Here is a 21,958-nt window from a genome sequence, read left to right as displayed (position 1 = left end):
TCCCGGCGCGAGGCGGACGGGAGGGTCCCGCCGGTCACCGGCGGGACCCTCCGGGTATCCCTCCGGCGTCCCCCGGGTGCTTCTCCGGGTTTCCTCCGGGTGTTCGCCCGAGGGCGGGGCCCGGTCCCGTCACCGGCCTTCCGCCGCCGGCCGGCAGGCCTCCGCGTACGCCCGCACCAGCGGCCGCGCCGCGTCCGCACGGCGCCAGGCGAGCGCGTACCGGCTCGGCCCGATCCCGCGCACCGGGCGGGCGGTCACCCCGCCGAGGCTGACGAGCGGGACGTTGCCGGACGCGACCAGGCACACGCCGAGGCCCGCGACCAGCGCCTCGTACGTCTCCTCGGTGCTCGCCACCTCGGCGCCGATCCGGGGTTCGGCGCCGCCGCGGGCGTCCAGGGCGAGCCAGTGGTCGCGCAGCGGCCCGGCGGACCGGGGCAGCGCGAGGAACGGCTCCCCGGCCAGGTCGGCGAAGTCGATCTCCGTACGGGCGGCCAGCGGATGCGTCGCGGGCAGCGCCACCAGGCGCGGCTCCTCGGCGACCACCGTCCAGTCGTACTCCTCCGCGCCGGGCAGGGGCAGCCAGACGAACGCCACGTCCACCGTGCCGTCCGCGAGACCCGCCGTCGGGTCGTCCCAGCTCGCCTGCCGCAGCCGTACGGACGCCTGCGGCTCGGCGGCCGTGAACCGGGAGCGGATCGCCGGCAACAGCCCGCCGCGCCCCGGGCTGGTGCTCATGCCCACCACCAGCGTGCCGCGCTGCGCGGCCCTCACCTCCGCCACCGCCGCCGCGCCCCGCTCCCACTCGGCCAGCACCCGGTGCGCGTACGGCAGCAGCGCCGCGCCCGCCTCGGTGAGCGCCGCCCCCTGCGGAGTGCGCCGGAACAGCTCCACGCCGAGCTGCTTCTCCAGCGCGCGGATCTGCTTGCTCAGCGCGGGCTGGGACACGTACAGCCGCTCGGCGGCGCGGGTGAAGTGCAGTTCCTCTGCCACCGTCGCGAAGTAGCGCAGCTCCCTCATGTGCACGTCCGTCGTCATAGCCATCGGTTATCACGCCGGGTCTTGGACGAACCACCCGCCACGGCAGCAGAGTTGACCCCGACGGCGCGGGCGGACGCACACGGCGGCGGACGCGGCGGCGAACGGGTGGACGACGAACCCTGGAGGGGTCATGAACAAGGTGTGGCTGGTGACCGGCGCGAGCAGCGGTTTCGGTCGGGCGATCACGGAGGCGGCGCTCGCCGCGGGCGACGTGGTGGTGGGCACCGCGCGGCGTACCGAGGCCCTGGACGACCTCGTGGCCGCCCATCCCGACCAGCTGGAGGCGCTGCGCCTGGACGTCACCGACACGGCCGCCGCCGAGGCCGCCGTACGGGACGTGCTGGCCCGGCACGGGCGGATCGACGTCCTGGTGAACAACGCGGGCCGCACCCATGTGGGGGCGTTCGAGGAGACCACCGAGCAGGAGCTGCGGGATCTGTTCGACGTGCACGTGTTCGGTCCGGCGGCGCTGACGCGGGCGGTGCTGCCGTCCATGCGGGAACGGCGCTCGGGCGCGATCGTGCAGATGAGCAGCATGGGCGGGCAGATGTCCTTCGCGGGCTTCGCGGCGTACAGCGCGACGAAGTTCGCCCTGGAGGGCCTGTCCGAGGCGCTCGCGGACGAGGCCGCCGAGTACGGCGTCAAGGTGCTGGTCGTCGAGCCGGGCGCGTTCCGAACGTCGCTCTTCGGCACCGGCCGGGCCGGGCTGAGCGCGGACAGCGGGCTGTACGCCAAGGTGGCCGAGACCCGCCGCGCCGTGGACGGCGGCGACGGCAGCCAGCCCGGCGACCCCGCGAAGGCGGCGGCGCTCATCCTGGCCGCCCTCGACGCCCCGCGGACCCCGCTCCGCCTCCCCCTGGGCGACGACGCGGTCACCGCGGTCCTCAGCCACCTCGACCAGGTACGCGAAGAGATCGCCACCTGGGAGAAGCACACCCGGGCCACGGCGTTCGACGCCTGAACCGGTCCGCACGCCCTAGGCGTGGGCGAGGCCGGACTTGAGGCCGGCTCCGCACAGGGGGAGCGCCGCTGACTTCCCGGCCAGGGCGCCCTCCCGTACGGCGGCCCAGCAGGCGACGCCGGTGGATTCCACGAACAGGCCGCGGGAGGCCAGGTCCAGTTGGGCGTGGCGGATCTGGTCCTCCGTGACGGTCAGGAACGTGCCGCCCGAGTCGCGGACCGCGCGCAGGATCTGGCGGGCGCGGGGCGGGCGGGGGATGGCGATGCCCTCGGCGAGGGTGGGAGCGACGGGGGTCGTCCCGGTGAGTTCGTCGGCGCCCCGAGCGAAGGCCTCGGCCAGCGGCGCGACCGCCGCCGCCTGCACCGCCCACAGCGCCGGCCGCCGGTCCAGCAGCCCGGCGCCGTACAGCTCGGCGACCGCCAGGGCCGCGCCGAGCAGCAGCGTGCCGTTGCCCACCGGCAGCACGAGGACGTCGGGCAGGCGGCCGCCGAGGTCCTCCCACAGTTCGTGGACGTAGGTCTTGGTGCCGTGCAGGAAGTACGGGTTGTAGACGTGCGAGGCGTAGAAGGTCTCGGGCTGGTCCGCCGCCCGGCGGGCCGCGGCCCCGGCCGCCTCGCGGCCGCCGTCGACCAGTTCCACCCGCGCCCCGTGCGCCTCGATCTGCTCCAGCTTCTTCGCCGAGGTCCCGAACGGGACGTACACCGTGCAGGGCAGCCGCGCGCGGGCGCAGTACGCGGCCACCGACGTGCCCGCGTTGCCGCTGCTGTCGGCGACCACCCGGCGGGGTTCGGCGCGCAGCGCGAGCTCGGCCAGCAGGACCGCGCCGCGGTCCTTGAAGGACAGCGTCGGCATCAGGTAGTCGAGTTTGGCCGAGATGTCGTCCGTCAGCGGCACCAGCGGGGTGCGGCCCTCGCCGAGGGAGATCGTGGGCGCCGAGAGAGGCAGCGTCTCGGCGTACCGCCACAGGGAGTTCACGCGTCCGGTGAGGGACTTCAGCGGGGCCGGGGTGGGCGAGAAGTCGAGGTCCAGGGGGCCGTGGCAGGAGGGGCAGCACCAGGCCAGGGAGGCGCCGGGGATGCGGACGCCGTCGGTCGGGCAGTAGCGGTCCGGCAGAGGGGTCATGATCGCAGGTTAAGCCCCTGGAGCGCGTGTGTCCCGGGACGACGGCGGGCGACGCGGACCGAGGCGTCGGGGGGGCTCCTGTGCCACGGGCGACCGGCCATTATCGGTCACGGGACGCGAAGTTCGGGTCCGGGCCGCCGGGGGTGGGGCCGGGTCCGTCCGGGCCGACGGGACGGCGGGGCGGCGGCGGGGGAGGTGTGACGCCCGTCATAGCGGGGAGAAACCGCCTGGGTAAAGCCCTCCGACGGCAGACGTCATCACATCGAGTGATTCCCTGGCCTTTGCTTGCAAGTTACAACCTACGGTTGTCAGGCTGTTGCTGTCTGTAGAACCCGATGGGAGTGGCCAGTGACTTTCGGTGAGCAGCCGGCGTATCTGCGTGTCGCGGGTGATCTGCGCAAGAAGATCGTCGACGGTCTGCTGCCGCCGCACACCCGCTTGCCGTCCCAGGCCAGAATCCGCGAGGAGTACGGCGTCTCGGACACCGTCGCGCTGGAGGCGCGCAAGGTACTGATGGCGGAGGGCCTGGTCGAGGGCCGTTCCGGGTCCGGGACGTATGTGCGCGAGCGCCCCGTGCCGCGCCGGGTGGCCCGCTCCGGGTTCCGCCCGGCCGGTGGGGCCACCCCGTTCCGGCAGGAGCAGGCGGCGGCCGAGGCGCGCGGCACCTGGGAGTCCAGCAGCGCGCAGACCGAGGCGAGCGTCGCCGTCGCGGAGCGGCTGGGAATCAAGCCCGGTGACCGCGTGATGCGCACGAAGTACGTCTACCGGGACGCCGGCGAGGCGATGATGCTCTCCACCTCCTGGGAGCCCCTCGCCCTCACCGGCCGCACGCCCGTGATGCTGCCCGAGGAGGGGCCGCTGGGCGGCATGGGCGTCGTGGAGCGGATGCGCGCCATCGACGTCATCGTGGACAACGTCACCGAGGAGGTCGGCGCCCGCCCCGGCCTCGCCGAGGAACTGCACACCCTCGGGGGCGTCCCCGGCCATGTCGTCCTGGTCGTCCAGCGCACCTTCTACGCCTCCGGCCGTGCCGTGGAGACGGCGGACGTGGTGATCCCGGCCGACCGGTACCGGGTGGCGTACCACTTGCCGGTGAAGTAGCCGCGCCGGGCAGCCGTGCGCGGCTGCCGATCATCCCCGCGGATCGTGAGGCGCCTCGGTTCGCGCGGCGCGCCGCTTCCGTGTCACACCGGGGTGCGCGCGCGGGTGCGCGCCCCCCGGCGGTGGTTTCGCACCCGCGGCGGCGTCCCGGTGACCGCGCCGGGCGCTGGATTCCAGCCGTTCTCGCAGGTCGTCCCGCTCCGGTGCGGTACGTCCCGTACGTCACACACCCACGCCAGGGGCGGCGCGTTCGCGTTCGTGCGCCCCTGGGTTACTGGCCGGTTGCCTACCTCTTTGTGAAAACCCGTATTCGCTGCGTGAAGGTTGGGCGTAGGCTCGGGCATATGCGGACTGCGGTTTCCTCGGCGTGCGGGGCGCGACGGAGGGGGCGGATGCCGGTCGCGGGCGCTGGCCCCGGCGCGCGAAGGCGCACGGGAGCGGGAAGGAGCAGTGGGGCGGGATGAACGACAGCACGATCACTCTTCCCTGGCTCGTCGTCCGGCAGGACGACAACGGCAATCGCTACCGCGTGGGCAGGTACGCCACCCGCGCGGAGGCTCAGGAGATCGCCGACAGCCTCGACAGCCGCGGCCACAAGCAGCTGTACTGGGTCGAGCGCGTCGGGCAGAACGGCGGCGGCACGGACGGCAGCGGCTGACGACCGGGCGGCAGTCCGGCCGGGTCGTCGCATGGTCCGCCGGTCTCGCGGCTCGACGGTCCGTCGGCCTCGGACTGCCCGGCTCGCGGACGTCGTGGTTCGTGGCCTCGTGGGTCCGCCCGGCGCGCGGGCGTCGCGGTCCGCCGGCCTCTCGGGCCGCCGGTCCCCGGCTCATGGGCGTCGCGGGCTGGTCGCCGGCTCGCTGGGCCGCCCGGCTCGCGGGCGTCACGGCCCGTCGGCCTCTTGGGCCGCGGACTCCCGGCTCACCGGTCCGCTCGGTTTTCCGGCCGTCCGGCGCGCGGGCGCCGCGGGCCGCCGGTCTCTCGGCTCATCGGGCCGTTGGCCCGTCGGTGTCCGGCCTGTTCGAGGCGCCGTTCCCGTGGGCGGGCGGCGGGCTGGGGGCGGTGGCCGGTCCGTGTGCGGCTCGGCGGGTGTGCGGTCGGCGTTGCGGTGGCGGCGCGTGCCGCATCGTCGGTACGCGGGCGGTGCTGTGTCCGCTGTGGGGAGGCGGTGCCCTGGCGGAGTGTGCCTCGGGACTCCGTCCGGGCCTGGTCGGGCCGGTGGTCGTACGTGGTCGCGGCGTCGGGTGGCTCCGGGCTCCCGTAGGCTCCCGCGCATGAGTGAAGCGATCGTGGTGGTGGGGGGCGCCCTCTTCGACGCTGGGCGTCTGCTGGCCGCGCGCCGTAGTGCGCCCCCTGAGCTGGCCGGGCGGTGGGAGCTGCCCGGCGGCAAGGTCGAGCCGGGGGAGCGGCCCGAGGACGCACTCGTCCGCGAACTGCGCGAGGAACTCGGTGTCGACGCCGAGGTCGCCGAGCCGGTGCCGGGCCGCTGGCCGCTGCGACCACCCTATGAACTCCGGGTCTGGACCGCGCGGCTGCGCCCCGGCTCCGCCGCCCCGAAGCCCCTCCAGGACCACGACGAACTGCGCTGGCTGACGCCGGGCGAGATCTGGACCGTCCCCTGGCTCGACCAGGACGTCCCCGCGGTACGCGCCGCCCTCGCCCACCTCCCGGTCCTCCCGCCGCCCGCCGAGCCCGGCACCGTCTGACCCTCCGGCCGGCCAGGCCGGACGACAGCCGGGCCGCCGCACCGTCGAGGAAGCCGAAGAACCGGACCGCCGCACCACCGAACGAGCCGGGCGCCGGGAAGCGGACCGCCGCCCCGGTGCGCCGCCCCGGTGCGCCGCAGTCTCCGCAGGCTCCGGCGCGTACGCGGCGCGCAGTCGGCGTCCCGCGTTTCGCCGGTGCCTCCCCGCGCCCCTGTGCGCCGTTCGCAGCACAGCAGGCCATCGCACGCGTGAGAGGCGCGGTACGGGACGGTACGGGGGACTCATACGGGGTATGTGCCCATTAATCGTATGAAACGGTATGTGATGGGCTCCCTGGCCTGGGAAGTGATCGGCGTGATCGACACCGAAGGCGACTGCGCCGAGTGGACGTTTCCCGCGGACCCCGGCGCGGTGCGCACGGCGCGTGCGGCCGTCCGGGGCCAGTTGCGGACCTGGGAGCTGGACAGTGTCGGCGACACCGCCGTCCTGCTGGTGAGCGAACTGGTCACCAACTCCCTGCGCCACGCGCGCGGACCGATCGGACTGCGCCTGATCCGGCCCGCCGGGCTGCCGGACGTGCTGCTGGTCGAGGTCTCCGATCCGCTGCCCGACCCGCCCCGCGAACGCCCCGCCCGCCCCGACGACGAGAGCGGACGCGGCCTGCAACTGGTGGCGTCCTCCTCCCGCCGCTGGGGCACCCGCCCCGCCGCGGCCGGCAAGACCGTCTGGTTCGAACTGGCGGTCCCCGCCGTGTCCGGCGGTCACAGATGAGGCCGCCCGCGGTGCCGGACGTGTCTGGCGGTCACGGGTGAGGCCGCCCCCGGTGCCGGGCCCGCCCGACGGCCGTGAGTGAGGCTCGCCCCGCCCCTGCCCGGCGGCCCTCCGCGACGGTGCTCGCCGTGCCGGGCGGCCCTGTGTGAGGGTGCCCGCCGCGTCCGGCGGCCGATGTGACGGTCCGTGATGACCGGTGCCGCACGTCGGGAATCCGGCCCCGTACGGCCGCGACCGGCCTGCTGCCGGTCCCGCCCGCCGGCCGCCCGGAACCGCCGCCGGTGACGGTCGGCGACGACGATTGGCCGTCACGGGGTTCGAGGAGGTGTCGCCTGGTTAGAAGACTGGTGTGTTGTCGCAGGCCGGGCCGAAACACATCGGGATGGTCCTGTGATCGTGAACACCGTGTCGCGCGGCGCCGTAGTGCTGGATACTGCGGGCAGCCGCCTCCGGTGACCGGTGCCGGATGCGGTGAGCTGGAGGGGACGGTTCGCGTGAGCGAGATACCAGCGAAGGCCACGGAGTCCGAGGACCCGTCGGACGGCGCGATGACGAGGTCCACGGGCGAGGGCTCCGCCGAAGGGGCGCCGCCCGTGGACGCGATGTGGCAGAGCAACCCGCCCGGCTCCATCTACGACTACATAAAGGTCGCCTCGTTCTCCATCGGCCCCGACGGTCACGTCGACCAGTGGAGCCTGCGCGCCGAGCAGTTGTTCGGCATTCCCGCCGAGCGGGCCGTCGGCATGGACCCCATCGACGCGTTCATCGACTCCGATCTGCGCGAACAGGGCCAGCGGAAGATGGCCGAGATCCTCGACGGACGGGAGTGGACCGGCGTGGTCCCCTTCCGCCTGCCGGTCCCGCCGGACCGCGGGCACGGCGACCACGGCGACGGCGCTGACCTCGACCGCACCGGCCCCCGCGTCGTGCGCGGGCTCGCGGAGGTGTACGTCATGCCCACCCGCACCGCGGAGGGCGACAAGGCCGCCGTCTGTATCGTCGTGGACGTCCGCACCCTGCGCAGCATCGAGACCGACCTCGCCGCCTCGCAGGCGATTTTCGGCCAATCCCCGTTCGGCTTCCTGCTGCTGGACCCCGACCTGCGCATCCGCCGGGCCAACCAGCGGTTCGCCTCCATCTTCGGCGGCACTCCCGACGACCACCGCGGCAAGGGCGTGCACGACTATCTGCCGCGCGCCGAGTCCGAGCGGGTCACGGCGATCCTGCGCCGGGTCCTGAAGACCGGTGACTCCATCACCGACCTGCACGTCACCGGCCAAGTGCCCGGCTCCGACGAACGCCGTCACTGGTCCATCAACCTCTACCGCGTGCACAGCGGAACCGGCCGCCCCATCGGCATCGCCTGGCTCGGCACCGACATCACCGCCCGCCGCGCCGCCGCCCGCGAGGCCGCCGCCGCCCGCCGCAACCTCGCCCTGCTCAACGAGGCCGGAGCCCGCATCGGCAACTCCCTGGACCTGGAGACCACCGCCCGCGAACTGCTCGACGTGGTGGTCCCCGGTTTCTGCGACCTGGCCACCGTCGATCTCTACCAGGGCCTGCTGACCGGCGACGAGGCCCCGCCCGGACTCGCCGACGGGAGCGCCGAACTGCGCCGCGTGGCGTTCGCCAGCGCCGTCTCCGGGGCGCCGCTGCCCGGCTCCGGCCCCCATGTGGAGGTCGGAGCCGTCCACCACTTCTCGTTCAACTCCCGCTGCGCGGACGCCCTGCGAACCGCCCGCCCGCAGCTCGTGCCCGGCGAGGAGGGCGGCCTGGTGCAGTCCACGCTCGCCGTCCCGATGGTCGCCCACGACACGGTCGTGGGGCTCGCGCAGTTCGCACGGACCAAGGGCAGCGAACCGTTCGGCGACCGGGACCGCGCCCTCGCCGTGGAACTCGCCGCCCGCGCGGCCGTCTGCATCGACAACGCCCGCCTCTACCGGCGCGAGCACGAGCGGGCGTTGATACTGCAACGGTCCCTGCTCCCGCCCGGCGACCCGGAGGCCTCCGGCCTCGACATCGCCTGCCGCTACCTGCCCGGCAACGCCGCCACCGGCCGCCCCAGCGAGGTCGGCGGCGACTGGTTCGACGTCATCGAACTGCCCGGTCACCGCACCGCGTTGGTCGTCGGCGACGTGATGGGCCGCGGGCTGCGGGCCGCCGTCGCGATGGGCGAACTGCGCACCGCCGTCCGCACCCTCGCCCTGCTCGACCTCGAACCCGCCGAAGTGCTGTCCCAGTTGGACGAGATCGCCCGCGGCCTCGGAGCGCCGGGGGGGCCCGCCCAGGCGTTCAGCACTGGAGGAGGCGTCCAGCAGGCCACCCGCGCGGCCCGCCGCCCCCGCGAGGCCGACCTGTCCGAGGTCTACCTCGCCACCTGCGTCTACGCCGTCTACGACGCCGTCACCCGCCGGTGCACCTTCGCCAACGCCGGCCACCTCCCGCCCGTCCTGGTCGAACCGGGCGAGTCCGCGCTGATGCTGGACGTGCCGCCCGGCATGCCGCTCGGCGTCGGCGGCGAGCCCTTCGAGGAGGTCGAGGTCGAACTCCCCGAAGGCGCGCTGCTCGCCCTCTACACCGACGGCCTGGTCGAGTCCCGCGACCATCCGCTGGACGAGGGGCTGCAGGCGTTCGTCGGGGCGCTCACCGACCAGAACCGGCCGCTGGAGGACGTGTGCGACCACGTCCTCAACACCCTCGGCAGCCACCACGGCGAGGACGACATCGCACTCCTGATGGCCCGCGTGCAGGGGCTGCCCGCCGAGTCCGTCGGCGACTGGACGCTGCCGCGCGAGCCCCGCAGCGTCGGCCGCGCCCGCGAGTACGCCCGCTCCCAGCTGCTCGCCTGGGACCTGGAGCCCCTGGTGGACACCACCGAGCTCCTGGTCAGCGAACTGGTCACCAACGCACTGCGCTACGGCGAGGGCGAGATCCGCCTCCGGCTGCTGCTGGACCGCACGCTGGTGTGCGAGGTGTGGGACTCCGGGCTGGTGCAGCCGCGCCGCCGCCGCGCCCGGGACACCGACGAGGGCGGGCGCGGGCTCCAGCTCGTCGGCCTGCTCAGCGCCGCCTGGGGCTCGCGGCGCACCCCCCGCGGCAAGACGGTGTGGTTCGAACTCCCCCTGCCCGACAGCGGGAACGGGCTGATGGACCCGGCGGAGGCGTTGCTGAGCCTGTTCTGACCGAGGCCGCCCACGCCTTCGGCGGGGGCCGGCCGGTCGGTTCAGGCGGTCGGTACGGCGCGGCGCTCCCGTGTCGTCGGCCCGCCGAAGGCGAGCGGGACGCCGGTGGGCAGGGCGACGGGGAGCAGGACACCGCCGAGGACGGCCCCGGCGGTGCCGCTCGCTCCGGCGTCCAGGTCGGCGTACGGGTTCCCGCGGGCGCGTACGTCGTGCTCTGCCAGCTCGCGGGCCTCGCGGGCCAGCGCGTCGGCGTGCAGGTGGTCGGCGGGGGCCGGGGCGGCGAGGAGGCGTTCCGCCTCGGCGAGCAGGGTGCGGGCCGCTGCGCCCACCGCGCCCCGGTGCGTGGTGACGAAGCCGGCCGCCGCCGCGGTGGCGCTGCGCGCGGTGAGCAGGGCGGCGGCGGACAGGGCGCCGGCGCGGCCCACGGCGAGCGGGGCCGCCGCCCGGACGACCCGGCGCAGCAGGTCCAGCGGATCGTACGGCCGTCCGGCAGTCAACACGCCTCGCACGGAGGCCAGTTCCGCGTCGGCGTGCAGGAGGCGGGAGCGCACCTCGCCGGCCGGTACGTCCAGGAGCCGGCCGGCCGCCCCGGCCCGTTCCGCCTCCGCGCCGGTGAGCGCGGCCGGGAGGAGCGCGGCGGCCTCGTCCAGCTCGGCGGCGAGCCGGTCGACGCCGTCGAGGAACACCGCTGCCTGGGCCACCGCGCCCTCGGCGGCGCGGAGATGGGCGGCCGCTGCGAGCTCGTCGCCCGAATCGCCCGACTGACGGACGAGGTTGATCCGTGCGGTGGCGAACACCAGCCGGTCCTTGGCCTGTTCCACGTCGCCCGTGACGTGCTCGGTCGCGGAGGGGGCGTAGCGCCCGGTGAGCGCGGCCAGGCGCGCCTGCGTCGCCGGGGTGCGCGCGGCCAGCTCGCGGAACCGCGCCTCCGCGAGGTGCAGCGCCGCGCCCGGGTCCCCGTCCAGGTCGCGCAGCCGGTCGAGCCCCCCGGCCGCCGCGTCCAGCAGCCGGTCCGCCTCCTCGCACCGCCCGGCCATGCCGGCCAGCGCCTGCCGCCGGGCCGCCGGGTCGCTCGGCAGGCCGTGGTCGTAGCGCAGGCGCAGCGCGAGGGCGGCGGCCAGTTCCGTCCCGGCTTGTCGTACGGCCCGCTCGTACGGCGCGACGGCCTCGGCCCCGAACCGCGCCTCGGCCCAGACGAGTTCCTCGCGGGAGGTGCGCAGGCAGTCGTCCGTGCCGACGAGCGCGTCCCGGGCCCGTTCCTCCAGGGCGGCTTCGGGCGGGGGGACGGGCGGCGGGGCCGGGCCGCCGGCCGGGGTGGTGCGGGTGCGCGCGCTTCGGGTGCGGCGCAGGCAGTACCCGGCGAGGAGGCCCGCCGCGCCGACCGCGACGAGCGGCAGGACGAGGTCGGCGCCCGACGTCTCGTCCTGCGGTGGTGCGGCGACGCCGTGCGGCGGGCCGGCCCGGGGGAGCGCGGCGGCTGCAACCGCGGTGCCGTTGTCGATCGTCATCACCGGAAGCGTCGGCCCCACGAGCAGCAAGGCGCACGTCACCCGCACGGTCCAGTGCGGTGCCGCGCGCCGCTGCCGGGGCGCCGGGGGCGGGGATGACGTCACATTCGGGAGCGTATGACCGCCCGGGCGGCCCCGCGACCGGTGTTGCGTCAGTGGTGGGGCGGGCGGGGCCAGGACGACGCGAAGGGGAGACGGAATGCCACCCACACCACACGGAGACCCGGACCCACCACAGCGAACCCCGGACACGTCGGCCCCCCGGCGCCAGGCCGTGGCCTCATCCTTCGGTCCGCACCCGGAGCGGGGCACGGACCCGTCCCCCGACCCGGCCCCGAAGGCGCCGGACCCGCGGGAGCCCGCCCCGGATGCGGCGGCCCCGGATGCGGCGGGGGCTGGGCACCGGTCCCGGCGCCGTCGGCGCCGGGTGCGGCGGGGGGTCGTCGCGCTCGTACTGCTGCTGCTCGTGCCGTTGCTCGGGGCCGAGGCCGCGCTGCGCGTGAACTACTCCGGGGACCCCGCCGACGGGACCTACACCCGAGGCCGGGACGCGCTCTGGCTCGGGCACGCCTGGGTGGACGGGCGCAAGACCGACGCCGACGCGACCGCCCTGGCCGAGCGGCTGCGCGGCACCGGCATCCGCGACCTCTACGTGCACACCGGGCCCCTGGAGCACGACGGCACGCTGCCCAGGTCCGTCTATCCGAAGGCCGGTTGGTTCATAGCCGCCGTGCACCGCGCGCTGCCCGGCGTCCGCGTGCAGGCCTGGCTCGGCGACGTGCTGGCCAGCGAGTCCCCGGACGGGCTGCGTCTGGAGCGGACGCGTACGCGGGCCGCCGTGGTGGCCTCCACCCGCGACGTCCTGGCCGCCGGCTACGAGGGCGCCCACTTCGACCTGGAGCCGCTGCACTCCGGCGACCGGAACTACCTCGGCCTCCTCGACGACCTGCGCGCCGTCACCCGCGCGCACGGCGCCCTCCTGTCCGTCGCCTCCCACCAGATCGACCCGCTCCCGGCGTTCCACTCCGTGTGGGGCTCCCTCACCGACCACCCCAAGTGGTGGTCGCAGGCGTACTTCGGCGAGGTCGCCCGCCGCGTCGACCAGATCGCCGTGATGTCGTACGACACCATGCAGCCGCTCCAGAGCCTGTACGGCGGTTACGTCGCCCAGCAGACCTCGCTCGCCCTGGAGGTCACCCCGCCCGGCACCCAGCTGCTGATGGGCCTGCCCTTCTACCACGAGAACAGGTTCGGCCACCGGGCGCGCGCGGAGACCGTGCCGGCCGCCGTCCGGGGCGTCCGCCTCGGCCTGTCCCGCACCGACGCCGGCCGCGCCCGGTTCGGCGTCGCGCTGTACGTCGACTTCGCGGCCACGGAGGCCGACTGGACCGCGTACCGCGAGGACTGGGTGCACCGCCGGCAAGACCGCTGGTCCTGACCGCGTCCGGGGAGGGGGCGGCACTCCCTCCCCGACGCCCCCACCCGCAGTGCCCCCCACCCGCAGCGCCCCCGGCCTCACTCCGCCCCCGGCCTCACTCCGCCCCCGGCCTCACTCCGCCCCCCACTGCTCCACCCGGGTGACCTTCGGCGCCCCCCTCGCCGTGTCGCCCCCGCCTGGCGAACCCTTTCCTCTTCAGTGGGCCGTAGATCTGCGTAGATCTGATCAACACCAAATACCGCCAAACGTGAACGAACCCCACCCAAGTCCACCGGCGGGGGAGCGGGCCTCGGAGGTAGCAGGGATGTCGTACGACGGTGTCGCACCACGGGCGGTCATGCGCTCGGTCGCCTTCCTGACCGCGGGCGCCCTCGCCGTGCCCCTGCTGGCCGGATGCTCCTCCGACGACGAGGGCAGCAAGCCGCTCGCCGGGCAGGACATCGGGTCGGCCGAGCGGCGGGACATCGCCGACGGCGGCACCCTGCGGTGGGCGGTGGACGAGATGCCGCAGACGCTGAACACCTTCCAGGCGGACGCCGACGCCGGCACCGCCCGGATCGCGCAGGCCGTCCTGCCGGCCATGTTCCGGATCGACGCGAGCGGCCGGCCGCAGCGCGACGCCGACTACCTCGACTCCGCCCGCGTGGTGGAGACCGAGCCCAAGCAGGTCGTCGTCTACCGGCTCAACCAGCAGGCGGTCTGGAGCGACGGCCGCGAGATCGGCGCCGCCGACTTCGCCGCCCAGTGGCGCGCACTGTCCGGCAAGGACTCCGCGTACTGGACCGCGCGCAACGCCGGCTACGACCGCATCGAGAAGGTCGAGCGCGGCGCCAACGACCTGGAGGTGCGGGTCACCTTCGCGCGCCCCTACGCCGACTGGAAGTCGCTGTTCTCCCCGCTGTACCCCAAGGACGTCACCGGCACCGCGAACTCCTTCAACGACGGCGCCCGCAGGAAGCTCAAGGTCAGCGCGGGCCCGTTCGCCGTGCAGAAGGTCGACACCAAGGACAAGGACGTCGTCCTCGCCCGCAACCCCCGCTGGTGGGGCCACCCCGCCAAGCTCTCCGAGATCGTGCTGCACGAGGTGCCCCGAGACAAGCGCGCCGCCGCCCTCGCCGACGGCACGGTGGACGTGGCCGACATCGACCCAGGCGACGCCGACCGCGTCACCCAGGCCGCCGGCAGCCAGGGCAGCTCACCCTTCAGGGGACCGGCCGGCGGCCGCACCGCCGCCAAGGCCCTGCGCTCGTGGGCCCTGCTCCACGGCTCGGACGAGAGGGCCGCCGACCGTGAGCGCCGCGCCGTGGCGGAGGGCCGGGGCACGCTCGGCGCCTACCTGAAGCAGCAGGACGCCCTGCGCCGGTTCCAGGTGCGCAGGTCGCTGGAGCCCGCCTACACCCAGCTCGCCCTCAACGGCGCGGGCGGCCCGCTCGCCGACGAACGTGTCCGGCACGCCGTGGCCCACGCCCTGGACCGCCAGCAGATCGCCGACCTCGTCCTCAAGCCGCTCGGTCTGCCCGCGGTCCCCGTCGGCAGCCACCTCGCGCTGTCCGGCCAGGACGCCTACGCCGACAACAGCGACGCGCTCGGCGGCCAGGACGCGGCCCAGGCGCAGGCCCTGCTCACGGACGCCGGCTGGGTGCACGGCGCGGTCAAGGACCAGAAGAAGGGCGACAAGGCGGCCGGCGCCGAACGCGACAAGGGCGAGGACGGCCCGGACGCCGCCGCCGGGGACGGCACGTACATCGTCGGCGTCGACGACGACGTGGAGCACAACGGCGACGGCAAGGGCCGCGCCGAGAGCGACCGCGGGAAGGCCGGCGGCCGGGAGAGCGCCGGGGACCACGCCGGGCAGCACGCCGGGGACGGCAGCGGCGCCCAGCAGCTCGCCCAGGACGGCAAGCAGTACGCCAGGGACCGCCTGACCCAGGGCGGCGCGCCCGGCGCCTACGCCCCCAAGGGCACCGCCGCCCCGGCCGGCACCATGGCCGGGCCGCTGGCCAAGGACGGCAAGCCGCTCACGCTCCGCTTCGTCCTGCCCTCGGGCCCCGGCTCGGACACGCTGCGCAAGGTCGCGGACAAGATCACGGCGATGCTGAAGAAGGTCGGCATCAGCACGGAGATCACCAAGGTCTCCGAGGACAGCTACTTCCGCGACCACATCGCCTCGGGGCAGTTCGACCTCGCCCTGTACTCCTGGCCGTCCTCCGCCTACCCGGCCACCGACGCCCGCCCCGTCTACGCCAAGCCCGTCCCGGCCGCCGACGGCTCCCTCAACGTCCAGCAGAACTACACCCGGGTCGGCACCGACCAGGTCGACCAGCTCTTCGACCAGGCCATCGCCACCCTCGACGAGGACCAGGAGCGGGACCTGATCCGCAAGGCCGACTCCCGCATCTGGGCCGCGGCCGGCTCCATCCCGCTCTACCAGCGCCCCCAGCTCGTCGCCACCCGCACCGACCTGGCCAACGTGGGCGCCTTCGGCTTCCAGACCCCGGTCTACGAGGACATGGGCTTCCTGAGGAAGGGCGCGAAGCCGGCGGCGAAGTGACCACCCCGCCCCGGCGACGGAGGGGAAGCGACCGGCACCCGGCACCGGAGACCAGAAACGCCGCCCGCGGAGACCCGGAAGTCTCCACGGGCGGCGTCCCGTCAGTACCTCAGCCGTGCGTCAGCGCACGGCCTCAGCCGCGCCCCGGCCTCAGCCGTGCTTCGCGCGGCTCGCCGCGCGGGCGCGCTCGCGGGCGTCCAGGTTCACCTTGCGGATGCGCACCGCCTCCGGGGTGACCTCGACGCACTCGTCGTCGCGGCAGAACTCCAGGGACTGCTCCAGGGAGAGCTTGCGCGGCGGGACGATCGACTCGGCCACGTCGGCGGTCGAGGACCGCATGTTGGTGAGCTTCTTCTCCTTGGTGATGTTGACGTCCATGTCGTCGGAACGGCTGTTCTCACCGACGATCATGCCCTCGTACACCTCGGTGCCCGGCTCCACGAAGAGGACGCCGCGCTCCTGGAGGTTGGTCATCGCGAACGCGGTGACCGTACCGGCGCGGTCGGCGACCAGGGAGCCGTTGTTACGGGTCTGGAGGGTGCCGAACCAGGGCTCGTGGCCCTCGTGGATGGAGTGGCCGATGCCCGTGCCGCGGGTCTGGGTCAGGAACTCGGTACGGAAGCCGATCAGACCGCGCGAGGGCACCACGAACTCCATGCGGACCCAGCCCGAGCCGTGGTTGGACATGTTGTCCATCCGGCCCTTGCGGACGCCCATGAGCTGCGTGACCGCGCCCATGTGCTCCTCGGGGACGTCGATCGTCATGCGCTCGACGGGCTCGTGGACCTTGCCGTCGACGTCCTTGGTGACCACCTGCGGCTTGCCGACGGTCAGCTCGTAGCCCTCGCGGCGCATCTGCTCGACCAGGATGGCCAGCGCCAGCTCACCGCGGCCCTGCACCTCCCAGGCGTCGGGACGCTCGGTGTCGAGGACGCGCAGCGAGACGTTGCCGATCAGCTCGCGGTCCAGACGGTCCTTGACCTGGCGGGCGGTGACCTTGCGGTCCTTGACGGCCGACTTGGCGTCCGCGCCCTTGCCGGTGCCGCCGCGGCCGACCAGCGGCGAGGTGTTGGTGCCGATGACCATGGAGATCGCGGGCTCGTCCACCGTGATCAGCGGCAGCGGGACCGGGTTCTCCGGGTCGGCGAGGGTCTCACCGATCATGATGTCCGGGATACCGGCGACCGCGCAGATGTCACCCGGGCCGGCCTTCTCGGCGGGCTTGCGGGTCAGCGCCTCGGTCATCATCAGCTCGGAGATGCGCACGTTGCTGATGGAGCCGTCGCGCTTGATCCACGCGACCGTCTGGCCCTTGCGCAGCTCGCCCTGCTCCACGCGCAGCAGCGCGATACGGCCGAGGAAGTTGTCCGCGTCGAGGTTGGTGACGTGGGCCTGGAGCGGCAGCTCCTCGTCGTAGGTGGGGGCCGGGATGTGCTCCAGGATGGTGGAGAAGAACGGCTCCAGGCTGTCGGAGTCGGCCGGCACCGTGCCGTTCTCCGGCTTGGTGAGGGAGGCGATGCCGTCCCGGCCGCAGGCGTAGACGATCGGGAACTCGATCTGCTCCTCGTCCGCGTCCAGGTCGAGGAAGAGGTCGTACGTCTCGTTGACGACCTCGTCGATACGGGCGTCGGGACGGTCCGTCTTGTTGATGCAGAGGATGACGGGGAGGCGGGCCTGGAGGGCCTTGCGCAGCACGAAGCGGGTCTGCGGCAGCGGGCCCTCGGAGGCGTCGACGAGCAGCACGACACCGTCGACCATCGACAGACCGCGCTCGACCTCGCCGCCGAAGTCGGCGTGGCCGGGGGTGTCGATGATGTTGATCGTGATCGGGTCCCCGCCGTCCTTGGGGTGGTACTTCACCGCCGTGTTCTTGGCGAGGATCGTGATGCCCTTCTCACGCTCCAGGTCGTTCGAGTCCATCATGCGATCGTCGACCGAGTCGAGCTGGTGCGCGGCGAAGGCGCCGGCCTGCTTCAGCATCCCGTCGACGATGGTCGTCTTGCCGTGGTCGACGTGGGCGACGATGGCTACGTTTCGAATGTCGTGGCGCGTGGCCATAGTGAGGCGTACTCCCGGAGTGTGCGGACGGCTGCGCGTACGTCCTCGGTACACGCGCCCTGCCGGGCTGAACACGCCACGGCCTCACCCCATGGTACGGGGTGCCCCCGACGTGCCGCCTGCGCGCGCCCGTCGGCAGGATCACCGAGTCCTCGTGGCGTCCCCTTTCACAGGGAGCGGCGCGTTCCGCGGCGGCCTCTCCTCACTCATGGCACTGAGGGGCGTGAGGGTGTCCGCGGCCGGGGAGTGATCGCATCCGCGACGGTCACGGGCAGGGCGGAGACAGGGGCATAGAGGGTTTTCCCTAGGGAACGGGTGTGAGCCCCGTGTATGGCCGCAGACGTCACTCCACGGCGGTACGGTTGGCCGGATATGGGCGACCTACGGGCTCACTCTGCCCCGGTTTGCCTGGCTCACGCCGTCGAGGAAGCACTCTCCGTCGCCGAGCGCAACCGATATCCCTTCAGTGTGTCCGCTATTCGGACACCGGACTCCGATACTTGTGTAACAAGTCCGTTTCGCAGGCATCTTTCGCGAAACCGTTTGTCCGGATTTTGGAAGAAGTAGACGCCAGGTGTGATCGAAACGAGACCAAATGACTGTGGTCTGTCAGTGAGGCGATGGCAGATAGTTAGCGCGTAGAGCTCGGGTCGACGAGTCACGCGCTGCAGGAGGCGCCGACTCACGAGCGTTGCGGGTGCACCTGACCTTCCCCGTTCTTCTTGTCCGTGGGATGTCGCGTGTTCCCTCTTGTGGTGAACATAAGGACTCAGAGGAGGAACCCATGCGTGGTGCCAGCAGCGCCAAGTGGGTCGCGGGTGCGATCGTCATAGCCCTGGCGGCGACCGCCTGCGGAGGCGGCGACGACGATGGCGGCAGCAAGGGATCCGGCAAGGCCGGTGGCACCTTCCGGATGGGCATCACGGAGCCGGTGGCCATCGACCCGTACAACGCCCAGGAGTCCGAGGGCATCCTGGTCACGGACAACCTCTTCACGGGTCTGTACGAGCCGACCGCCGACGGCAAGGTCAACCCGGCGCTCGCCACGTCGAAGAAGGTCAGCAAGGACGGCAAGACCTGGACCTTCACCATCAAGAAGGGCACCAAGTTCTCCAACGGCGAGGCCGTTGACGCCGAGTCCTTCATCCGCGGCTGGAACCGCGTCGCGGTGAAGACCGCCGCGTCCGACGTGGCGTACCACATGGCCGGCATCGAGGGCTTCGCCGACGTGCAGTCCGGCAAGGCGAAGACCATGACCGGTCTGACCGCCCCGGACCCGTACACCCTTCAGGTGAAGCTGTCCGCCCCGGACTTCGAGTTCTACATCAAGACCACGCACACGGTCTTCAGCCCCGTCCCGAAGGTCGCGGGCGACGCCAAGAACAAGGCGTACAACGAAGCCCCCATCGGCAACGGCCCGTTCAAGATGCAGGGCAAGTGGGAGCACAACAAGTCGATCACGCTCGTCCGCAACGACGACTACGGCCTGACCAAGGCCCACCTGGACAAGGTGCAGATCGACATCCTGAACTCGGCCAACGGCGTCACGCTGGAGTACCAGGGCTTCGAGTCGGGCCAGTACGACTGGGCCCGTATGCCCACCCCGCAGCTGCCGGCCGCCAAGGCCAAGTACGAGCCCCAGGGCGAGTGGATCCAGACCGACACGAACGGGATGAACTACCTCCTCCCGATCACCGACAACGGTCCGCTCAAGAGCGCCAAGGCCCGTGAGGCGGTCTCCTACGCGATCGACCGCGACGCCATCATCAAGGGCGTCTTCCAGGGCATGTACACCAAGTCGACGACGATCCTTCCGCCCGTCTTCACCGACGTGTACCAGAAGGACCTGTGCACCTCCTGCGTCAAGCAGGACAAGGCCAAGGCCAAGCAGCTCGCCGCCGACGCCGGCCTGAAGCCGGGCACCACCATCGAGATCGGCTACAACACGGGCGCCGGCCACGAGGAGTGGGTCCAGGCCGTCAAGCAGCAGCTCGAGCAGGTCCTCGGCGTCAAGGTGAAGTCGACCGGCAAGCCGTTCGCCGAGCTGCTCGCCGACCAGCAGAAGCCGGGCGCGACGGGCATGTACCGCTTCGCCTGGGGCGCCGACTACCCGACGCCGGACAACTTCCTGTACCCGCTGCTGGACACCGCGTCCATCAACAAGGACGAGAACGGCAAGGTCACCGGCGACAACCGCGGCCGCTACAGCAACAAGACGTTCGACGACCTGCTCGCCAAGGCCCGCGCCACCCAGGACCAGGCCGGCCGCAACGCGATCTACAAGCAGGCCGAGAAGGTCGCCATGGACGACGTGGCGCTGATCCCGCTGTGGAACCGCACCCAGCTGCGTCTCGCCAACACCAAGAAGTTCGACGGTCTGAAGATGGACTTCCACGAGGACCCGAACCTCGCCGAGATCACCATGAAGTAACGGGTCGCCGCGCCCCGCGCGGCATCCGGCAACCGGGGGTCGTGGGGTCCGAGCAGACGCTCGGACGCCGCGACCCTCGACGACCGTCGGGAGCGGTGTGATCCACCGCTCCCGCCCCCCACCCCACCCCCACATTCCGGGGCGAGGGAGCTGCTGTGGAAGAGGCAGCGAGGCAGAGAGGCAGTCATGGGAAGGTATGTGGTCCGCAGGCTGGGCCAGTTGGTCATCGTCGTGCTCGGCGCGACGATGGTTCTGTTCGCCTGCCTGTTCGTGCTCCCGGGCGACCCGGTGGGCCAGATCGCGGGCAGTGACAAGGCGCGCGACCCGGCCGTCATCGAACAGCTGCACAAGCAGTACGGGCTCGACAAGCCGCTGGTCGTCCAGTACGGCAACTACGTCGGCAAGCTCGTCACCGGCGATCTCGGAACGGACTACACGCAGAGCCGTCCGGTCACCGAGATCCTCGGCCCGAAGCTGGAGAACACCGCCAAGCTGGCGGTCGCGGCGATCGTCATCGACATCGTCATCGGCATCTCGGTCGGTGTCCTCGCCGCCATGCGCAGATACTCGATCTGGGACGTGTCGGCGACCTTCATCACGACCCTGGCCATCGGTGTGCCCTCGATCGTGCTCGGCATGATCATGCAGCGTGTGTTCGTCATCGAGCTGGACTGGTTCCCGCTCATCGCGGGCGACAGCTTCGAGGGCATCATCCTGCCGGCCTTCACCCTCGCCATCATCGACGCGGCCCTGGTCGCCCAGCTCGCCCGCAGCACCATGCTGGAGGTGCTGCGCGCCGACTACGTCAAGACGGCGGTCGCCAAGGGCCTCCCGCGCCGTACCGTCCTGACCCGGCACATCATGCGCAACTCGGTCATCCCGGTGGTCACCTACCTGGGCATCTCCTTCGGCACCCTGCTCGGCGGCGCGATCATCACAGAGACGATCTTCAACTGGAACGGCATCGGTCTCGCGCTCATCCAGGCGATCCAGCAGAACAACAACCCCATCATCGTGGGTGTGGTCACGATCAGCGTGGCGGTCTTCGTCGTGCTGAACCTGGTCGTCGACCTGCTGTACGCCGCCCTTGACCCGCGTATCCGCCTTGCCTGACCCGCAGGGTCGTTCCCCTCTAGGAGTCACACAATGACCGAACTCGTCTCGGGCACGGGCGAGCCGACGGCGGCCGGTCCCGTCCCGGCGGCCCCGGGCGCCGAACCCAGCGTCGCCAGGGTCAGCCAGTGGACCGACATCCGGCACCGCTTCTTCGCCAACAAGCTCGCCGTGGTGGGCTTGGTGATCATCTTCCTGCTCGTCCTGGTGGCGGTGTTCGCACCGCTGCTGGCCCCGCACGACCCGCTGAAGCAGGACCTCACCCAGACCCTGCAGTCGCCGGGCAGCGCGCACTGGCTGGGCACCGACGCCCTCGGCCGCGACCAGCTGTCCCGTCTCATCTACGGCAGCCGCATCGCGGTGATCGTGGGTCTGGCCTCCATCCTGGTCGCCGTCGTCATCGGCGTGGCGCTGGGCGCCCTGGCCGGTTACTACGGCCGCTGGGTGGACACCGTGATCATGCGTGTCGCGGACGTCTTCTTCGCCTTCCCGCTGCTGATCGGCGCCATCGTCATCATCCTGCTGATGGGCCGCGGCGTGCTGCCCGTCGTGCTCTCGCTGGCCATCTTCTCGTGGGCGACCTTCGCCCGACTGCTGCGCAGCCAGGTCCTGTCGGTGCGTGAGATGGACTACGTCCACGCCGCCAAGGCGCTCGGCGCCGGCCAGGGCCGGATCATCCGCAAGCACATCCTGCCCAACTCGCTGACCTCGGTGCTGGTGTACGCCACCAGCAACGTCGGCATCGCGATCGTGGCCGAGGCGTCGCTGTCCTACCTGGGCGTCGGCGTCGACCCGGAGGTCGCCGAGTGGGGCAACATGATCTCCGCGGGCCGCAACTTCATGGGCGTCAAGGACTTCATGTGGACCTACCCGAGCCTCGCGATCGTCATCACCGCACTCGGCTTCATCCTGCTGGGCAACGGTCTGCGCGACGCGCTCGACCCGAAGATGCGGTGAGGCGCCGCCATGAGTCGAACC

The 21,958-nt window shown here is 72.7% G+C and carries 15 protein-coding genes; 11 read left to right on the top strand and 4 right to left on the bottom strand.

Annotated elements, in window-relative coordinates; genetic code table 11:
• Positions 1–129: 129 nt before the first annotated feature.
• On the bottom strand, positions 130–1,041 hold the full coding sequence (locus AB0N63_RS09060) for a LysR family transcriptional regulator (protein WP_365526172.1): 912 nt from the start codon (positions 1,039–1,041) through the stop codon (positions 130–132).
• A 127-nt stretch (positions 1,042–1,168) separates the two neighbouring features.
• Here AB0N63_RS09060 and AB0N63_RS09055 point away from each other — a divergent pair, with 127 nt between their 5' ends.
• The gene (locus tag AB0N63_RS09055; RefSeq protein WP_365526170.1) at positions 1,169–1,999 is read left to right on the top strand and encodes an oxidoreductase; all 831 of its coding nucleotides are present in this window, start codon (positions 1,169–1,171) and stop codon (positions 1,997–1,999) included.
• A 15-nt stretch (positions 2,000–2,014) separates the two neighbouring features.
• On the opposite strand, the gene AB0N63_RS09050 is transcribed toward AB0N63_RS09055, so the two are convergent.
• Positions 2,015–3,121, bottom strand: coding sequence for a pyridoxal-phosphate dependent enzyme (locus AB0N63_RS09050; protein WP_365526167.1), 1,107 nt, complete (start codon positions 3,119–3,121; stop codon positions 2,015–2,017).
• Positions 3,122–3,469: 348 nt separating this feature from the next.
• Here AB0N63_RS09050 and AB0N63_RS09045 point away from each other — a divergent pair, with 348 nt between their 5' ends.
• From AB0N63_RS09045 to AB0N63_RS09025, 5 genes are all read left to right on the top strand, one after another.
• Entirely contained in the window at positions 3,470–4,222 is a 753-nt protein-coding gene (locus tag AB0N63_RS09045; protein WP_365526164.1) for a GntR family transcriptional regulator, read from the top strand.
• A gap of 460 nt (positions 4,223–4,682) precedes the next feature.
• Positions 4,683–4,880, top strand: a complete 198-nt coding sequence (locus AB0N63_RS09040; RefSeq protein WP_365526162.1) for an SPOR domain-containing protein — start codon at positions 4,683–4,685, stop codon at positions 4,878–4,880.
• Positions 4,881–5,496: 616 nt separating this feature from the next.
• A complete protein-coding gene (locus AB0N63_RS09035; protein WP_365526160.1) occupies positions 5,497–5,928 on the top strand; it encodes a (deoxy)nucleoside triphosphate pyrophosphohydrolase in 432 nt (143 codons plus the stop codon).
• A gap of 324 nt (positions 5,929–6,252) precedes the next feature.
• Positions 6,253–6,699: an ATP-binding protein gene (locus tag AB0N63_RS09030; RefSeq protein WP_365526436.1), complete on the top strand. Its 447-nt coding sequence runs from the start codon at positions 6,253–6,255 to the stop codon at positions 6,697–6,699.
• Between the two features lie 494 nt (positions 6,700–7,193).
• Complete coding sequence (locus tag AB0N63_RS09025; RefSeq protein ID WP_365526157.1) at positions 7,194–9,881, top strand: SpoIIE family protein phosphatase; 2,688 nt, start codon at positions 7,194–7,196, stop codon at positions 9,879–9,881.
• A 41-nt stretch (positions 9,882–9,922) separates the two neighbouring features.
• Here the strand turns inward: AB0N63_RS09025 and AB0N63_RS09020 are convergent, their stop codons facing one another.
• Positions 9,923–11,389, bottom strand: coding sequence for a hypothetical protein (locus AB0N63_RS09020; protein ID WP_365526154.1), 1,467 nt, complete (start codon positions 11,387–11,389; stop codon positions 9,923–9,925).
• Positions 11,390–11,663: 274 nt separating this feature from the next.
• Here AB0N63_RS09020 and AB0N63_RS09015 point away from each other — a divergent pair, with 274 nt between their 5' ends.
• Positions 11,664–12,827 (top strand): hypothetical protein, encoded by a 1,164-nt coding sequence (locus tag AB0N63_RS09015; RefSeq protein WP_365526152.1) that lies wholly within the window; start codon positions 11,664–11,666, stop codon positions 12,825–12,827.
• Between the two features lie 304 nt (positions 12,828–13,131).
• The gene (locus AB0N63_RS09010) at positions 13,132–15,378 is read left to right on the top strand and encodes an ABC transporter family substrate-binding protein (RefSeq protein WP_365526149.1); all 2,247 of its coding nucleotides are present in this window, start codon (positions 13,132–13,134) and stop codon (positions 15,376–15,378) included.
• Positions 15,379–15,528: 150 nt separating this feature from the next.
• Here the strand turns inward: AB0N63_RS09010 and typA are convergent, their stop codons facing one another.
• Entirely contained in the window at positions 15,529–17,436 is a 1,908-nt protein-coding gene (typA, locus tag AB0N63_RS09005; RefSeq protein WP_365526147.1) for a translational GTPase TypA, read from the bottom strand.
• 784 nt (positions 17,437–18,220) lie between these two features.
• On the opposite strand from typA, the gene AB0N63_RS09000 reads away from it, so the two are divergent.
• The 3 genes from AB0N63_RS09000 to AB0N63_RS08990 all read left to right on the top strand — a co-directional run bounded on the left by AB0N63_RS09000 (position 18,221) and on the right by AB0N63_RS08990 (position 21,937).
• Entirely contained in the window at positions 18,221–19,867 is a 1,647-nt protein-coding gene (locus AB0N63_RS09000) for an ABC transporter substrate-binding protein (RefSeq protein ID WP_365526144.1), read from the top strand.
• A 186-nt stretch (positions 19,868–20,053) separates the two neighbouring features.
• Positions 20,054–20,980, top strand: coding sequence for an ABC transporter permease (locus tag AB0N63_RS08995; protein ID WP_365526141.1), 927 nt, complete (start codon positions 20,054–20,056; stop codon positions 20,978–20,980).
• Between the two features lie 33 nt (positions 20,981–21,013).
• On the top strand, positions 21,014–21,937 hold the full coding sequence (locus AB0N63_RS08990; RefSeq protein ID WP_365526139.1) for an ABC transporter permease: 924 nt from the start codon (positions 21,014–21,016) through the stop codon (positions 21,935–21,937).
• Positions 21,938–21,958 lie beyond the last annotated feature (21 nt).

Source organism: Streptomyces sp. NPDC093260, from assembly GCF_040683715.1.
GTDB lineage: Bacteria > Actinomycetota > Actinomycetes > Streptomycetales > Streptomycetaceae > Streptomyces > Streptomyces sennicomposti.
The sequence above is the reverse complement of the archived record's forward strand: the minus strand, read 5'-3'. Positions and strand labels throughout refer to the sequence as shown.

What these genes read in the sequence shown, in the direction of transcription:
- AB0N63_RS09060 (WP_365526172.1), bottom strand. Translation starts at nt 1,041, where the DNA reads ATGGCTATGACGACGGACGTGCACATGAGGGAGCTGCGCTACTTCGCG.
- AB0N63_RS09055 (WP_365526170.1), top strand. Translation starts at nt 1,169, where the DNA reads ATGAACAAGGTGTGGCTGGTGACCGGCGCGAGCAGCGGTTTCGGTCGG.
- AB0N63_RS09050 (WP_365526167.1), bottom strand. Translation starts at nt 3,121, where the DNA reads ATGACCCCTCTGCCGGACCGCTACTGCCCGACCGACGGCGTCCGCATC.
- AB0N63_RS09040 (WP_365526162.1), top strand. Translation starts at nt 4,683, where the DNA reads ATGAACGACAGCACGATCACTCTTCCCTGGCTCGTCGTCCGGCAGGAC.
- AB0N63_RS09035 (WP_365526160.1), top strand. Translation starts at nt 5,497, where the DNA reads ATGAGTGAAGCGATCGTGGTGGTGGGGGGCGCCCTCTTCGACGCTGGG.
- AB0N63_RS09030 (WP_365526436.1), top strand. Translation starts at nt 6,253, where the DNA reads ATGGGCTCCCTGGCCTGGGAAGTGATCGGCGTGATCGACACCGAAGGC.
- AB0N63_RS09020 (WP_365526154.1), bottom strand. Translation starts at nt 11,389, where the DNA reads ATGACGATCGACAACGGCACCGCGGTTGCAGCCGCCGCGCTCCCCCGG.
- AB0N63_RS09010 (WP_365526149.1), top strand. Translation starts at nt 13,132, where the DNA reads ATGTCGTACGACGGTGTCGCACCACGGGCGGTCATGCGCTCGGTCGCC.
- typA (WP_365526147.1), bottom strand. Translation starts at nt 17,436, where the DNA reads ATGGCCACGCGCCACGACATTCGAAACGTAGCCATCGTCGCCCACGTC.
- AB0N63_RS09000 (WP_365526144.1), top strand. Translation starts at nt 18,221, where the DNA reads ATGCGTGGTGCCAGCAGCGCCAAGTGGGTCGCGGGTGCGATCGTCATA.
- AB0N63_RS08995 (WP_365526141.1), top strand. Translation starts at nt 20,054, where the DNA reads ATGGGAAGGTATGTGGTCCGCAGGCTGGGCCAGTTGGTCATCGTCGTG.
- AB0N63_RS08990 (WP_365526139.1), top strand. Translation starts at nt 21,014, where the DNA reads ATGACCGAACTCGTCTCGGGCACGGGCGAGCCGACGGCGGCCGGTCCC.